Origin of the sequence: Micromonospora sp. LOL_025, from assembly GCF_048060285.1 — a bacterium.
Taxonomy (GTDB): Bacteria; Actinomycetota; Actinomycetes; order Mycobacteriales; family Micromonosporaceae; genus Micromonospora.
In genome coordinates, this window is record NZ_JBHMIR010000001.1 from 545672 (window position 1) to 560832 (window position 15161).

Here is a 15161-nt window from a genome sequence, read left to right on the forward strand (position 1 = left end):
GGTCGGGTGGCTCCCATCCTGCGAGCCCACTGACCCGGCGGCCCCGTTCACCCTCGGGTGGGCGGGGCCGCTTCGTCGTCTCCGGGGGCTACCAGGAGCCGACCCTCTGCCGCGGCACGTACGGTGGCTGTCTCACGACCTCCGGACAGGATCTCAACCTGCTGCTGACTGACCGGCACGGCCCGGCTCGTCCGCCCGCATCTACTACGAACGCGCGCACGCCGACTACTGGGGTAGGCCCCCGAACCGTCGATGGCACCGACCGCGCCGGCCGTCTTCCTGCAGGACGACATCATTCCCCTACGACACATCGCGAGAAATTCCGGCCCGTCGGTGAGTGGAAAGCGGCCCGCGATGCGGCTTGCTTCGTCACTGAGCAGGCCGGACATGCGGCCCGCAGATTACCGCCCGGTTCGGCCGGTTCAGATCCCTCATGCGGTACGTCCGGGCCGGCGGCCGCATGGCTAGGGTGTTCTGGTGGTGGGGCGGGCGGGACTCGAACCCGCGACCGAGGGATTATGAGTCCCCTGCTCTAACCGGCTGAGCTACCGCCCCAATACCGCGCCGGATCCTATCCCGCCCGGTGGATCACCGGCCAGCACGAAACGGCGCCGTCGCTCATCGGCGTCGCCGGCGTAGCAGCACGATGGGCAACGCGAGGATAACAGTGAGCAGCCACCCCACCGCGATGACGCCCCACAGCCAGCCCTCGTCGCTCTCGGCGGTCTCGGTGATGAACATGCCGAGGGTCAGCAGGAAGGTTCCCCCGCCGATCGTCAGCGCGGCGAGGCCGCTGACGACCATCAGCGGGATCTCCCACCAGGAGCGCTTCACCGGCTCCCGCCGTGCGGAACCGGAACCGGAGCCGGAGCCGGCTGCCGCTCCCTGCGGCTGCGGGATGCGTGCCGGGTCGCGGGCCGGCATGACCACCTGCCGGTCGGCCGGCACCTGGGAGTCGATCACCCGGATCGCGCCGGGGTGCAGGTCGAACATGGTGGGTTCGATCCGCATCGAGATGGCGTCCTCGCCGATGAGCTGCCGGGCGCCGTCGGGCCAGGCGAGCAGGAGGGCGCATTCGGCGTACCTCACGGTGAGCGGGCCGCCGTGGCCGAGCCAGCTCACGCCGTCCACGCCGACGTGCAGCTCGCCGTCGCCGTCCTTCTCCTGGTAGGGGGTGCCGGCGACCGTGTCGGCCGAGCGGGTGGGCGCCGCGGCGAAGCCGGCCCAGTCGGCCCGGTGCCCCTCGGGCACCATCAGCAGCGCCCCGTCCAGCGCCTCGCGGGCCACCTCGTGCACGTCGTCGGTGCTGACGGCCTTCAGCTCGGCCCGGTGCTCGTCGACCGTGAGGTTGCGCTCCCCGGTGAGCACGTTGAAGGCGTACGACGGCAGCCGCGCCGCGTCCACCTCGGCGGTGCCGAGGAAGTCCTCCCGCTTCGCCACGACGGCGTCGACGTCGGCCTGTTCGATCCGGCCGACCCGGAGCTTGGCGAGTGTGTCGACGAAGCCGCCGAGCACGGCGTCCTGCTTCTCCGGCAGCGCGTCGGCCAGCGCCCGCAGCGTCGCGTGGCCGTCGCCGCGCGGCTCGTAGCCCGCCGTCGTCTGGTAGGAGAGCCCGCCGTCCTGGCGCAGCGCCCGGTACAGCTCGCGCTCCAGCACCCCGGCGAAGACGCTCGCGGCGGTCCGGCGCCGCACGACGGCGTCGAGCACCACCGCCCGCGACCCACCGACGAAGTACGCGGGGGTCTGCGGCAGCGCCGACGACGCCGCCGGCACCGGCTGCCGTACGCCCGAAGGCAGCGTCAGGCGCAGCCCGGCGGGGACGGCCTTCCCGGCGATCCAGAGCACCGCGTTCTCGCGGGTGAACCAGCGGGCGGCCCACTGCCGCAGGTCGTCGGCGGTGAGCGCGGAGAGCCCCCACTCCGGGTAGCTGGTGATGCCGAAGTCGCGGGCGCCGTGCCGCCACAGCGGGATGTCGTCGACGGCGGCCGCGCCCCGGCTGCTGTGCTCGGTGCGCAGGATCTCCTTCTCCACGTCCAGCCGGCCGGTCGGCAGCTCGGTCAGGTTGGCGCAGACCGAGGTGAGGAAGGTGGCGATGTCCTGTGCGGAGCCCTGCATGTGGAAGGTGGTGAACACCGGCGCGGTGGCGCCGTTGACGTGGTAGTCGGCCAGCCCGAGGGGGGCCAGCGCGAGGTGTTCCAGCAGGTGGGTGATGCCGCTGCGGGCGAGCGTCTCGTCGGCGGTGCCGACCCGGAAGGTCAGCCCGGCGCGCATCGGCCCGCCGGTGGGGGCGAGCAGCGTGGGCACCCCGTCCACGTCCAGTTCCTGGATCATGACTGCCCGCCCTTCGCGTACGCCTTGTCGCGGAACCGCTGGAACTGCTTGGTCGCGTCGCCGTCGATGTAGCCGAACATCGCCTCGTCGCCGAGCGGCCCCATGGCCGCGAACTGCTGGGCCGCCGCCGGGTATTCGTCCATCAGGCAGAAGGCCATCGCGAAGACGCTGCGCACCCAGACCCAGCCCCAGCCGTGGCGGAACTCGGGGTGCCAGACCGACCGCTGCGCCGCCTGGTGGATCTCGCGCTGCACGTGCCCGCCGCGCAGGTGGGCGCTCGCCTCGCGGAGGTCGTCGTGGTCGAGCGCCTCCTCCAGGTGGGCCTCGACCACCAGCACCGCGTTCGGGGCGCCGGGCGGGGCGGCGTCGGCGCACTCCCGGGCGAAGCCGTGTGCCCGCTCCCAGGTGCCGCTCCACTTGGGACAGAACTGTTGCAGCAGCGAGGCCTGGGCCGGCAGGTGGTGCGGGTGGTGCTTGGCGAGCTGGTCGTAGCGGCGGCGGGCCTCCGCCTGGCCGAGTTCCAGTCCGCGCGCGTTGGTGATCCGCTGCGTCCACGCCGCCGCGTCGTCCGGGTGCCGGGCGGTGACGTCGATGAGCACCTGCTCGGCGCGCCGCAGATGAGCGTGGAACTCGGCGAACTGCTGCCGGCTGACGTGCTGGGCGCGGTAGGACGAACGGATCCGCCAGCCGGCCCGGATCAGGTGGGACTCGAGCAGGGCACCGGCGAGCGCGTCGTCGGGCCGCTGGGCCAGCACGCCCCGGAGGAACTCCTCGATGTCTGCGGTCTCGCCGGCGTCGCCGACGAGGAAGGTCCGGCCGTGCGGGTCCTGCCCGTCGACGAGCGCGCGCAGGGCCGGCCAGTCGCGCGCCGCGAGGGCCGCGCGCACCTGACCGACCTGGGGGTACGCCGCCGCGGCGTCGAGGTTGGGCGGCGGAAGGGGTGCGGGCATGGCGAGGAGCATAAGTGATCATCAACGGGGCGTGACCCTCCGTTCAGCCGGTACGCAGCTCCGACAGGACGGCCCCGGCGGCCCGCCAGCCGCTGGCGAGGGCGCCCTGGATGGAAGGGCTGTCCCGGTGGTCCCCGGCCACGAACAGGCCCTCCCCGAGCGCCACCGGCTTGCGCAACCGCCCCTGCGGCGGGGGCGCGGCGGGCAGCGCGTCGGGAACGGACACCGTCGTCAGGTGGGTCCAGTCCGCCGTGGACCGGCCGTAGAGGCGGGTGAGTTCCGCCCGCACCGTCGGTTCGGGCGGGGCCGACGGGCCGACCACGGAGGTGGCGATCAGGTGCCGACCGTCCGGCGCGTACGTGGGCGCGGCCCCGCTGACCACCACCGTGTTGGCGACGATCTCCCGCCGGTCCCCGTCGACGAGCAGGATCGGCTCATCCAGCGGCGGCTCCTGCGTGCTGTGGTAGTAGGTCGTGTAGCTGTGGGTGCGTACCGCCGGCAGGCCCGGCAGCAGCATGGCCGCCGCCGGTGGGTCCACGGCGACCACGACGGCGCGGCAGCGCAGGTCGCCGGCCTGGGTGCGGACCCGGCCGGGCGCGACCTCGGCGACCGGGGTGTCCAGGTCGATCAGCTCCGCCGGGAGCGGGTCGGCGACGGCACGGGGCAGCGCGGCCATCCCCTCGGCGGGCAGGCCGATCCGGCCCCGGGCGAAGGAGCGCAGCACCATCGACAGCACGTGGCTGGAGGTCTCCAGCTCCCGGTCGATGAGGACCCCGGACAGGAACGGCCGCAGCAGTTCCTCGATGATCGCGTCGGAGAGCCCGGCGCGGCGCAGCGCGGCCTCGGTGGTGGTCTCCGGGGCGGCGAGCAGCCGTTGCTTCGGCAGGGTGGCGCAGCCCGTGGCGAGCGCGGCGAACCGCAGCCGGTCGAGCAGGGAGCCCACGCCGGCCAGCGCGGTGCCGGGCGCGCCGGTGGGTTCGCGCAGCGGGTTCACCAGGCGGGCCAGCCGGTCGCCCCTGCGCACCAGCACCCCGGACGTGAAGTGTCCGAGGCGCAGCCGGTCGACGTCGAGCAGGGCACCGAGCCGGGGGTACGCGGTGTTGAGCACCTGGAAGCCCCGGTCCAGCAGGTAGCCGTCGACCGCGTCGGTGGCCACCCGGCCGCCGAGCCGGTCGCCGGCCTCCAGCAGCCGCCACGGCACGCCCGCGCGGTGCAGCCGCCGGGCCGCGGCGAGCCCGGCCAGGCCGCCGCCGACCACGATGACGTCGGTCTCCGCGAGCATCTCGCACCTCCCGCTCTCTGTCGGCCGGGACAGCGGGCCCGGCCACCCACCCCCATGAATCGACGCACCAATCGACGCAGCGGGAGTCTAGGTCGACATCGACCATCCTGCCGGGCGAGCGGCCCGGGGGTGGGCGAAACAGGTCGTCCCGCACCCGCCGGGCACGACCACCGCCACGACGGACACGGGCGACCGGCGGGCGAGCGGCGGACACGACGGCACGGAAGCAGCAGCGACGCCCACCGGCGGCGATGACGACGATGGCCAGGGCGGTGGTGGCGGCGGGAACGGCGAACGCCCGCCGGAGTGGCCGACGGGCGTTCGGTGTGTGAAGCTCCCCCGTTTGGACTCGAACCAAAAACCTGCCGGTTAACAGCCGGCTGCTCTGCCAATTGAGCTACGGGGGACCGTTGCGTCGTCCGGCGCCGATCTCGCTGCGCCGTGCGACGGGGACAAGAGTACAGGATTCCGGGGGGTGTTGGTCCAGGGGGTTGCCCCATGGATCGGCACCCGGACGAGACAACAATAAACCCGGACAAATCGTCATCCCGGCACAAGGAGGTATGAGCGGAGAGCAGGATGGGTAGTTAGCTGCAGACAGAGAAGGCAGGCGCGATTTGGTCGCCTCCGGCGGGGTAACCGTCGGTCGACGGCGCGTCAGGTACGGAAGGAGCCGCCATGCGCGGAAAGATGATGTTCCTTGGCGGGCTGGCTGCGGGATTCGTCCTGGGCGCCCGTGCCGGTCGGGAGAAGTACGAGGAGCTGGTGATCCGGGGCCGCAAGGTGCTCGACCACCCGACCGTCCAGGAGGCGGCCGGTGTCGCGCAGGCCCAGGCGACCCGCCTCTACAGCGAGGGCAAGGACAAGCTCGGCCAGTCGAAGCTGGGCGAGAAGCTGAGCACCAACGGCCACAAGCAGGAGCTGACCGCCGCCGACGACGCGTTCGCCGGCACGCCGGCCACGGCCGGCGCGAAGAGCTCCACCGGGTCGTCGAGCACGACCTCGGCCCCCGGGTCGACGTCGACCACCGCCACGCCCCGTAGCAAGCCGTCCAGCTCGGGCACCAACGGCAGCACCCTCTGATCGCACCTTCGAACGGGCCGGTCGCCTTCGGGCGACCGGCCCGTTCGTGTGCGGACTCCCGACGCCGGCCCGCTGGGATGCGACCCGGGCCGGTCAGTCCTTGCTGGTGAACGCGGCGTCGAAGGCCGCCGCCGGGGCGTCGAAGGCGAGCCGGCGGACGAACTGCAACGCCTCCGGGGCGCCGACGAGGCGGTCCATCCCGGCGTCCTCCCACTCGATCGAGATCGGGCCGGCGTAGCCGATCGCGTTCAGCGCCCGGAAGCAGTCCTCCCAGGGCACGTCGCCGTGGCCGGTGGAGACGAAGTCCCAGCCGCGCCGCATGTCCGCCCACGGCAGGTGCGAGGCGAGCCGGCCCCGCCGCCCGTCCCCGGTACGCACCTTCGCGTCCTTGCAGTCGACGTGGTAGATCCGGTCGGCGAAGTCGAAGATGAAGTTCACCGGGTCCAGCTCCTGCCAGACGAAGTGCGACGGGTCCCAGTTCAGCCCGAACGCGGGCCGGTGCCCGACCGCCTCCAGCGTCCGCTTCGTCGTCCAGTAGTCGTACGCGATCTCGCTCGGGTGCACCTCGTGGGCGAACCGCACCCCGACCTCGTCGAAGACGTCCAGGATCGGGTTCCACCGGTCGGCGAAGTCCTGGTAGCCCCGCTCGATCATCGACGGCGGCACCGGCGGGAACATCGCCAGGGTGTGCCAGATCGACGAACCGGTGAAGCCGACGACCGTGTCCACCCCCAGCTTCGCCGCCGCCCGGGCGGTGTCCTTGATCTCCTCGGCGGCCCGACGGCGTACCCCCTCGGGCTCGCCGTCGCCCCAGATCCGGGCGGGCAGGATGCCCTGGTGCCGCTCGTCGATCGGGTGGTCGCAGACGGCCTGGCCGACCAGGTGGTTGGAGATCGCGAAGACCTTCAGGTTGTGCTTCGCCAGCGTCTCGCGCTTCCGCTCGACGTACGACTCGTCCGCGAGCGCCTTGTCGACCTCGAAGTGGTCGCCCCAGCAGGCGATCTCCAGCCCGTCGTAGCCCCACTCGGAGGCGAGGCGGCAGACCTCGTCGAACGGAAGATCGGCCCACTGGCCGGTGAAGAGCGTGATGGGTCGCGCCATGGTGCTTCTCCCCTGTGCTGATGGGGGATTCCGTGGGTGCGTGACCGGGGCGAGGTGACCGGCCGGGCCGGTGCGGCGGCGGGCCACGGCGGAACACCGGTGGGTGCGCGTGCGCACCTGGACCCGGCCGGGTTGCGCCTCCCGCCGGTCACCGGCAACCGCCACGGTCGCCGCCACCACTCTAGAACCGCCGGGCCCACCACGAAAGCCCTCGCCCCTCCCCGCGATCCTGCGTCGTCCGCACGGTCCGCGGCCTTGCTGCGGACACCGGGCACGCAAGGCCCGCAGCGCGAGCTGGTCGACGGCGACCAGGAGGACCGCGCCGAGACTGCGGGATCGCGGGGAGGAGTGGGAGGGGTCAGCGGATCAGGGCAGGGTCCACTTCTGGTTGGCGCCGGTGTGGCAGCTCCACAGGTGCACGGCCTGACCGTCGGCCGGGTTATTGCCCGAGACGTCCAGGCACTTGCCGGTCTGCGGGTTCTTCAGGGTGCCGTCCGCCTGCGCCGACCAGTTCTGCGCGCCCGTGCCGTTGCACGTCCACAACTGGATCTTCGTGCCGTCCGCCGAGGCGCCGCCGGAGATGTCCAGGCACTTGCCCAGCGCCTTCACCGTCGAGTTCGGCGTCACCGTCCACGTCTGCGCCGCGGAGCCGTTGCAGGTCTGGATCTGGATCTGGGTGCCGTCGGCCGTGGCGCCGTTGCGCACGTCCAGGCACTTGCCGCCCAGGCCCCGGATCGGGCCGACGCCGCCGCTGCCACCGGACCTGACCAGGGTGAAGTCGTCCACGTCGAAGAGCCCCGTGCCCGACCCGGTGAAGGTGAGGTAGAGGTCCCGGGTGCCGGACGGCACCCCGGAGAGGGTGGTCGTGACGTCGGCGAAGGTGCTCCAGCCCCCCGTGTTCGGCACCGCGACCGAGCCGAGCACGGTGCCGGTCGTGGAGCCGGTGCGCACCTGGATGGTGCCGCCCGGCCCGCCGGAGACCACCCGCGCCCGCAGGGACGTCACGCCGGTCAGGTCGGCCCCGGCGTACGCGGCCCAGTCGCCCGGGTCGATGTGGCCGAGGGTCTGTCCGCCGTTGGCGCCGGCCTTGGCGAACGGGGCGACCCCGCCGGCCGAGCTGAACGCCTCCGCCTGGACGGTGGTGTTCCCGCCCGGCGGGTTGACGCCGAGTTCCTTGATCCGGATGTTGCGGAACGAGGCGTCGTCGCCGGTGCCGTGGTTCTGCAGCCCGATGTGGCCGGCGAGCGAGCGGACCGGGTCGGTGTTGGTGAAATCGTTGATCTTCACCCCGTTCAGGAAGACCTGGAGGCGCTCGCCCTCGACGAGCAGCTCGTAGGTGTTCCACTCCCCCGGCGGGTTCAGCGCCGCGTCCCGGGCGGCGATGTCGGCGGACTTGAAGGTGTAGACCGCCCCGGTGGTGCGGTCGGCCGCGTCGGTGGCGTCGATCTGGATCTCGTAGCCGTTGTTCACGGCCGACCAGGGGTCGCTGGAGGCCGGGAACCCGATGAAGACGCCGGAGTTGTCGTCGCCGGCGAGCCGCCAGTCCAGCTTGAGCGAGTAGTTGGTGAACTGCTTCGCGCTGTACCAGTAGAGGCCCATCCCGCCGACCGAGGTCAGGGTGGCGTCGGTGTTGCTGAAGCTGCCCGGCCCGGCCTGGGACCAGCCGGTGGTCGCGCCGTTGTAGAGCGCGGTGTAGCCGGTCTCGGCCCGGCAGTCGGCCTTGGCCCGGCCGGCCGCGTACCGGATGCCGCCGAGCAGGTGGGCGCGGAACGCCGGCTCGGCGTACGACGCCTGGGTGTGCCCTCCGCCGGTGTAGAAGGACCGGCCGCCGCTGTAGGTCTTGCACCAGGAGTGCGGGTGGTCGGCGCCCATCGAGCCGCCCGTGTATGACGACTCGTCGAGCGTGGCCAGCACCCGGGCGGTGGAGCGGGCGTTGGTCTGGTAGTTGTACCACTCGTCGGTGCGGGTCCAGGTCTGCGGCAGGTGCGCGGTCGCCGGGTGCGCCCGGTTCTCCGCCTTGACGCCCGCCTGCTGGATGTGCGGGTGCGAGGCGAAGTACGCCCCGACCAGGTTGCCGTAGAAGGACCAGCCGTACTCGGTGTCGGCGGCGGCGTGCACGCCGACGTACCCGCCGCCGGCGCCGATGTACGACTCGAAGGCGCTCTGCTGCGCGCCGTCGAGCACGTCGCCGGTGGTGTTCAGGAAGACCACGGCCTCGTACCGGGACAGGTTGGCGGTGGTGAACTGGGCGGCGTCCTCGGTGGCGGTGACGGTGAAGTTGTTGGCCGCGCCGAGGTCGCGGATCGCCTGGGTGCCGACCGCGATGGAGTCGTGCCGGAAGCCGGCGGTCTTCGAGAAGACCAGCACGTCGTACGGGGCGTCGGCGGCGCTGGCCGGCGTGGCCGGGGTGGTGCAGGCGAGGACGGCGAGGACGGCGGTGGCCGCGCCGAGGAGGGGTCGGAGGAGTCTGCGCATGTCGCTCTCCAATGCCGGGGGTGTTCGGGGCCTGCCGGAGCGGGGAGGGGCGCGACGCCCCTCCCCGCCTCAGCTCAGGGCAGGGTCCACTTCTGGTTGGCGCCGGTGTGGCACGTCCACAGGTGCACGGCCTGACCGTCGGCCGGGTTGTTGCCCGAGACGTCCAGGCACTTGCCGGTCTGCGGGTTCTTCAGGGTGCCGTCCGCCTGCGCCGACCAGTTCTGCGCGCCGGTGCCGTTGCAGCCGTACAGCTGGATCTTCGTCCCGTCGGCCGAGGCGCCGCCGGAGATGTCCAGGCACTTGCCCAGCGCCTGCACGGTCGAGTTCGGCGTCACCGTCCACGTCTGCGCGGCGGAGCCGTTGCAGCCGTAGATCTGGATCTGGGTGCCGTCGGCGGTGGCCGCGTTGCGTACGTCCAGGCACTTGCCGCCGAGCCCGACGACCGGGCCGGTGCGGACCGCCGAGCCGGTGGTGAAGGCGAACGTGTCCACGTCGTAGAGCGCGCCGGTGCCCGTGCCGGCGAACGTGAGGTAGAGCGTGCCGGTGCTGGCCGGCGCCCCGGAGATGCTGCCGCTGACCGTGGTGAACGTGTCCCAGGCGCCGGTGACCGGGACGGTCGCGGAGCCGAGCACGGTGCCCGTGGGCGAGCCGACCCGCACCTGGAGGGTGCCGCCGGCGCCGGCCGAGGAGACCCGGGCGCTGAACGAGGTCGCGTTGTCGATCCGGTACGGCTCGAACGCGATCCAGTCGCCGTTGTTGATGTCGCCGACGGTCCTGCCGCCCTCGGCGGTGCCCTTGTCGAAGGTGCCGACGCCGGAGGAGGTCTTGAAGTGCTCCGCCTGGCGCTTGCGCGGCTGGAGGGTGTGCTGCTTGTGCGTGGTCAGCCCGCCCGCGTCGGTGTACTCGGCGTCGAAGATGGCGAAGATGTTCGCCGCGTCGTCGTGTTCACCGTCCACGGGGATGGTGATCGAGCCCGAGCAGCCGTTCTTCGAGGTGATCTGGTGGCCGTGGTTGTCGTGGCCCAGCACGTACGTCATCTTGACCTTGGTGCAGTCGATGGCGGCGTCCTCGGGGTCGGTCACGGTGATGCTGAACGGCACGGTGTCGCCGTAGCTGAACAGCTTGCCGTTGGCCGGGCTGTTGATGGTGACCGTGGGGGCGGTGTTGCCGACGCCGATCTGCACGTTCGCCGTGCCGGTGGCGCCCTGCGGGTCGCGTACGGTCAGCGTGACCTGGTAGGTGCCGTTGGCGGTGTACGTCTTGCTGGGGTTGGCCGCCGTCGAGGTGGTGCCGTCGCCGAACGCCCAGGAGTACGTGAGCGCCCCGCCGTCGGGGTCGCTGGAGCCGGCCGAGGAGAAGTTCACGGTCAGCGGGGCCGCGCCGGAGGTCTTGTCGGCCGCGGCGACGGCGGTCGGCGCCCGGTTGCCGCCGGCGATGTAGTCGTAGCGGTAGAGCGCCGAGTTGGCGTCGCCGTTGAAGTACCCGGTGCCGTAGTCGAGGATGTAGAGCGCGCCCTCGGGCCCGAACGCCATGTCCATGATCTGCTTGCCGTTCCACGGGAACGTGTCGATGGTTCCCGGGCTGCCGTCGGCGTTGAGGTGGATCGGCTTGACCCAGCCCCGGCCGAGTTCGCCGGCGAAGAACTGCCCGTCGAAGGACTGCGGGAACTTGGTGGTGGAGTTCAGCGCGGCGTTGTACCGGTAGACGGGGCCGCCCATCGGCGACTCGGAGCCGCCGCCGAACTCGGGCGGGGTGCCGGCGTCGCCGGCGTACCGGATCCAGGCCGGCTTCGCCCCGGGCAGGGTGGGCAGGCCGGTGTTGCGGAAGGAGTTGTTGGTGGGCCCGCCGGTGCAGTTGTACTTCGCCCCGCCGGTCCCGGCGGCGAAGTCCCACTCGGCGTACGTCTCGGTGGCGGTGTTGGTGCCGGTGCAGTACGGCCAGCCGTAGTTGCCGGGCCCGGTGACCCGGTTGAACTCCACCTGGCCGCTCGGCCCCCGGGCGCTGGTGGTGCCGGCGTCCGGGCCGTAGTCGCCCACGTAGACGATGCCGGTGGCCCGGTCGACGCTCATTCGGAACGGGTTGCGGAAGCCCATCGCGTAGATCTCGGGACGGGTCCTCGCGTCCGAGTCGACGAACATGTTGCCCGCCGGGATCGAGTACGTGCCGTTGGCGTTCACCTTGATCCGCAGGATCTTGCCGCGCAGGTCGTTGGTGTTGGCCGCGCTGCGCTGCGCGTCGTACGCGGGGTTGCGGTTGGTGCGCTCGTCGATGGGCGCGTACCCGGCCGAGTCGAACGGGTTGGTGTCGTCGCCGGTGGAGAGGTAGAGGTTGCCGGCGGCGTCGAAGTCGATGTCGCCGCCGACGTGGCAGCACATGCCCCGGTCGGCGGGCACGTCGAGGATGTCGACCTTGCTGGCGGTGTTGATCGTGAAGTCGGCGTTGAGGGTGAACCGGGAGAGGCGGTTGACGCCCTGCCAGGCCGAGAAGTCGCTGCCGGTCGCCGGCGCGTCGCCGGCCGGGGTGGACAGCGGCGGCGCGTAGTAGAGGTAGATGTGCCGGTTGCTGGCGAAGTTCGGGTCGGCCCCGACGCCCTGCAACCCCTCCTCGTCGTGGGTGTAGACCGGCAGTGTGCCGATCACGGAGGTGGTGCCGGCGGAGTCCGTACGCCGGACGGTGCCGTTGCGGGCGGTGTGCAGGACCGACCGGTCCGGCAGCACCGCGATCGTCATGGGCTCGCCCACCTCGGCGACGCCCTTGGCGAGGGTGACCTGCTGGAAATCGGTGCCGACGATGGGGTGGGCCTGGGCCGGGGTGGGGCCGCCCAGCGTGGCCGGGCCGGCGCCGAGGGCGACCGAGCCGGCGGTGGCGACCAGCAGCAGCGCCGAGCCGGCGGAGAACCGCCGTCGGAGCCGTTGGGTGGGGGCGTCCTGGGTGGACATGGGTGTGCCGTCCCTTCCTGACGAGTGACTGCCAGGGCGGGCGCGCGCCGTCGCGCCGGATGCCGTAGCGGGGGATGCGGTCGGCCCGCCGGGGTGCCGTGCCCGGCCGGCCGCGACCTGCGAGGGATGGAGTGGACCCCATCGATCGGAGGTCACCAGTCGATGGGTTCCCGCGCCGCCGGTTCACCTCGACGAAACAGATTCGTGATGGCCCGACATTAAATGGCAGACATCGATGTGTCTATACCTTCCGCCGATTCGGCACCAACTTTCGTCGATCTCGTCAAAAGTCGCCGGCCTGGAACGCCCCGCTCGACCGCTGAACCTCGCCGTCGAGGAGCGGCGGGTGACCTCGTCGGCTCCGGCAGCGGACGGGGCGGTGGCCGTTCAGCGGGGACGGTCGACGGCCTGGGCGGCGAGGGCCGTCAGGGCGGCCCGGGCCTCGGCGGTCACCGGGGTGGACCCCAGGGCCGCCAGGGCGGCCTCCGCGCGTACGCGGATCATCCCCTCGATCCGCTCACGGGCCCCGGTGCCCTCGATGATCTTCCGCAGCTCGGCGGCACCGTCGCCGTCGAGCGCCGGGTTGCCGAACAGCTCCCGCAGCCGCGCGGCCTGCGCCCGGTCGGCGGCGCCACGGGCCAGCGCCATCATCACCGTCGGCTTGCCCTCCCGCAGGTCGTCCAGGACCGACTTCCCGGTGACCGTCGGGTCGCCGAAGACCCCCAGCACGTCGTCGCGTAGCTGGAACGCGTCGCCGAGCGGGTCGCCGAACTCGGCCAGCGCGGCGACCAGCTCCGGTCCGGCCCCGGCCAGCGTCGCCCCGATCTGCAACGGCCGGGTGACCGTGTAGCGGGCCGCCTTCATCCGGACGACGGTCAGCGCGCTGGCCACCGACCCGTCGCCGACCCCGGAGACGAGGTCCAGGTACTCCCCCGCGATCACCTCGGTGCGCATCAGCGCGTAGACCGCGTACCCCCGGTGCACCCGGCCCGCGTCCAGGCCGCACTCGTGGAACATCTGGTCGGACCAGGCGGCGCAGAGGTCGCCGCAGAGCAGGGCGGTGTTGCGCCCGTACGCCTCGGGGTCGCCGCGCCAGGACGAGCGGGCGTGCAGGTCGGCGAAGAGCCGGTGCACCGACGGCCCGCCCCGCCGGCGGTCGCTGCCGTCCAGGATGTCGTCGTGGATCAGCGCGAACGCGTGGAACAGCTCCAACGCGGCGGCGGCCACCACGATCGGGGCGCCGTCGACGCCGCCCGCGCCCCGCCATCCCCAGTAGCAGAAGAGCGGGCGCAGCCGCTTGCCGCCGGCCAGCACGAACCGGTGTAGCGCGGTGAAGACGCCCCGGGGCGCCCCGTCCGGCCAGTCCCGGCCCTGCCGGTCGAGGAAGGCGGCGAGCGCGGCGTCGAACCGGTCCCGCAGCCCGCTCGTGTCGGTCGGGGCGACGACGGCGGTCACGGCGCCTCCCCGGGCCGCCCCGCCGACGTCGGAGTCGACGGCGCGGCGCGACGCGGCGGCGGAACCGCGTCGGCGGCCGGCGGGACGACCGCGTCGGCGGCCGGCGGCACGACGGTGTCGGGGGCCGGCGGCGGTGCCAGCCCCGTCAGCTCCAGCAGGAGTGCCTTGACCTCGGTCGCGGCGACCCGGTCCCGGGCGGCGGACGGGTCGGAGCAGAGCAGCACCGGCCCGTCGGCCGGGTCGGCCGGAAGCCGGCCGTGCGACCCGCGCACCGCCCGGGCGCCGGCGTCCAGCCCCACCACGCTCATCAGGTAGCGCATCCCGAGCTTCTTGCGGGCCAGCGCCACGGCGGCCCGCCGCTTCGCCGCACCCGGCGCGGCCGGGTCGAAGAACAGCTCGGCGGGGTCGTACCCCGGCTTCCGGTGGATCTCCACCAGCCGGGCGAAGTCGGGCGCGCGGTCGTCGTCGAGCCAGTAGTAGTAGGTGAACCAGGCGTCCGGCTCGGCGACGAGGACCAGCTCCCCGGCGCGCGGGTGGTCCAGCCCGTACGCGGCCCGGCCGTCGGCGTCGAGCACCTCGGCCACCCCGGGCAGCCCGGCGCAGAGCGCCGCCACCGCCGGCACGTCGGCCGGATCGCGGACGTAGACGTGCGCCACCTGATGGTCGGCCACCGCGAAGGCCCGCGACGTCCACGGGTCGAGGTACTCCATGCCGGCCTGGGTGTGCACCCGCAGCAGCCCCTCGGCGCGCAGCAGCCGGTTGACGTCGACCGGCCGGGAGACGTCGGTGATGCCGTACTCGGAGAGCACCACCACGGTGGCGTCGCGGGCGCGGGCGGCGTCCAGCAGCGGCCCGAGCACCCCGTCCAGTTCGGCCGCCGCCGCGGCGGCCCGGGGCGACGAGGGGCCGTGGCGTTGCAGGTCGTAGTCGAGGTGCGGGACGTAGACCAGGGTCAGGTCCGGGGACTGCTCGGCGAGGATCCGCTCGGCGGCCCGGCAGATCCAGGTTGACGACGCCAGCCCGGCCCCCGGCCCCCAGTAGCTGAACAGCGGGAAGGTGCCGAGCCGGTCGGTGAGGTCGTCGTGCAGCTCCGGCGGGTCGGTGTAGCAGTCCGGCTCCTTGCGCCCGTCCGCGCGGTAGACGGGGCGCGGGGTGACCGTCCAGTCCACGTCGGCGCCCATGGCGTACCACCAGCAGACGTTGGCGACCGTGAAGCCCGGCTGCGCCCGGCGGGCGGCCTGCCACAGCTTCTCCCCGCCGACCAGGGCGTGGTGCTGCCGCCAGAGCAGCACCTCGCCGAGGTCCCGGAAGTACCACCCGTTGCCGACGATCCCGTGCCCGGTCGGGAGCGCCCCGGTGAGGAACGTCGACTGCACCGGGCAGGTCAGCGCGGGCAGCACGGTGCCCAGCTCGGCGCGGAAGCCGGCGTCGGCGACCGCGCGCAGCCGGGGCATGTGCGCCAGCAGGCGCGGGGTCAGCCCGACCACGTCCAGCACCACCAGCCGCCGGCTCATGTCGTCACCTCGCTCCGCTCGGCGCCACCCT

9 protein-coding genes and 2 tRNA genes are annotated in these 15161 nt (G+C 72.9%); 1 reads left to right on the forward strand and 10 read right to left on the reverse strand.

Annotated features, from left to right (window positions below; translation table 11 throughout):
• Positions 1–478: 478 nt before the first annotated feature.
• The 5 genes from ACFHW0_RS02565 to ACFHW0_RS02585 all read right to left on the reverse strand — a co-directional run bounded on the left by ACFHW0_RS02565 (position 479) and on the right by ACFHW0_RS02585 (position 4970).
• Positions 479–555: transfer RNA gene (locus ACFHW0_RS02565), tRNA-Ile, on the reverse strand.
• A 63-nt stretch (positions 556–618) separates the two neighbouring features.
• Positions 619–2331 carry a M16 family metallopeptidase gene (locus ACFHW0_RS02570; protein WP_416605175.1) on the reverse strand — a complete coding sequence of 571 codons (1713 nt, stop codon included), beginning with the start codon at positions 2329–2331 and terminating at the stop codon, positions 619–621.
• Positions 2328–3281, reverse strand: a complete 954-nt coding sequence (locus ACFHW0_RS02575) for a hypothetical protein (protein ID WP_416605177.1) — start codon at positions 3279–3281, stop codon at positions 2328–2330. Before ACFHW0_RS02575 ends, ACFHW0_RS02570 begins: the two co-directional genes overlap by 4 nt.
• Positions 3282–3324: 43 nt before the next feature.
• Positions 3325–4563, reverse strand: coding sequence for an NAD(P)/FAD-dependent oxidoreductase (locus ACFHW0_RS02580; RefSeq protein WP_416605179.1), 1239 nt, complete (start codon positions 4561–4563; stop codon positions 3325–3327).
• A gap of 334 nt (positions 4564–4897) precedes the next feature.
• Positions 4898–4970, reverse strand: a tRNA-Asn gene (locus ACFHW0_RS02585).
• A gap of 271 nt (positions 4971–5241) precedes the next feature.
• Between ACFHW0_RS02585 and ACFHW0_RS02590 the strand changes: the two genes are divergently transcribed.
• The gene (locus ACFHW0_RS02590) at positions 5242–5646 is read left to right on the forward strand and encodes a hypothetical protein (RefSeq protein WP_121400288.1); all 405 of its coding nucleotides are present in this window, start codon (positions 5242–5244) and stop codon (positions 5644–5646) included.
• Positions 5647–5739: 93 nt separating this feature from the next.
• Here the strand turns inward: ACFHW0_RS02590 and ACFHW0_RS02595 are convergent, their stop codons facing one another.
• The 5 genes from ACFHW0_RS02595 to ACFHW0_RS02615 form a co-directional block, all read right to left on the reverse strand.
• Positions 5740–6747, reverse strand: coding sequence for a sugar phosphate isomerase/epimerase family protein (locus ACFHW0_RS02595; RefSeq protein WP_416605181.1), 1008 nt, complete (start codon positions 6745–6747; stop codon positions 5740–5742).
• 366 nt (positions 6748–7113) lie between these two features.
• Entirely contained in the window at positions 7114–9222 is a 2109-nt protein-coding gene (locus ACFHW0_RS02600; protein WP_416605183.1) for a ThuA domain-containing protein, read from the reverse strand.
• A 74-nt stretch (positions 9223–9296) separates the two neighbouring features.
• Positions 9297–12161, reverse strand: coding sequence for a PQQ-dependent sugar dehydrogenase (locus ACFHW0_RS02605; protein ID WP_416605184.1), 2865 nt, complete (start codon positions 12159–12161; stop codon positions 9297–9299).
• Positions 12162–12548: 387 nt separating this feature from the next.
• Complete coding sequence (locus tag ACFHW0_RS02610; RefSeq protein ID WP_416605186.1) at positions 12549–13616, reverse strand: polyprenyl synthetase family protein; 1068 nt, start codon at positions 13614–13616, stop codon at positions 12549–12551.
• On the reverse strand, positions 13613–15130 hold the full coding sequence (locus ACFHW0_RS02615; protein ID WP_416605187.1) for an alkaline phosphatase family protein: 1518 nt from the start codon (positions 15128–15130) through the stop codon (positions 13613–13615). The genes ACFHW0_RS02610 and ACFHW0_RS02615 overlap by 4 nt, the downstream gene beginning before the upstream one ends.
• Between the last annotated feature and the right edge of the window lie 31 nt (positions 15131–15161).

Coding starts and splice junctions, on each gene's coding strand:
- ACFHW0_RS02570 (WP_416605175.1), bottom strand. CDS start 2,331: ATGATCCAGGAACTGGACGTGGACGGGGTGCCCACGCTGCTCGCCCCC.
- ACFHW0_RS02575 (WP_416605177.1), bottom strand. CDS start 3,281: ATGCCCGCACCCCTTCCGCCGCCCAACCTCGACGCCGCGGCGGCGTAC.
- ACFHW0_RS02580 (WP_416605179.1), bottom strand. CDS start 4,563: ATGCTCGCGGAGACCGACGTCATCGTGGTCGGCGGCGGCCTGGCCGGG.
- ACFHW0_RS02590 (WP_121400288.1), top strand. CDS start 5,242: ATGCGCGGAAAGATGATGTTCCTTGGCGGGCTGGCTGCGGGATTCGTC.
- ACFHW0_RS02595 (WP_416605181.1), bottom strand. CDS start 6,747: ATGGCGCGACCCATCACGCTCTTCACCGGCCAGTGGGCCGATCTTCCG.
- ACFHW0_RS02600 (WP_416605183.1), bottom strand. CDS start 9,222: ATGCGCAGACTCCTCCGACCCCTCCTCGGCGCGGCCACCGCCGTCCTC.
- ACFHW0_RS02605 (WP_416605184.1), bottom strand. CDS start 12,161: ATGTCCACCCAGGACGCCCCCACCCAACGGCTCCGACGGCGGTTCTCC.
- ACFHW0_RS02615 (WP_416605187.1), bottom strand. CDS start 15,130: ATGAGCCGGCGGCTGGTGGTGCTGGACGTGGTCGGGCTGACCCCGCGC.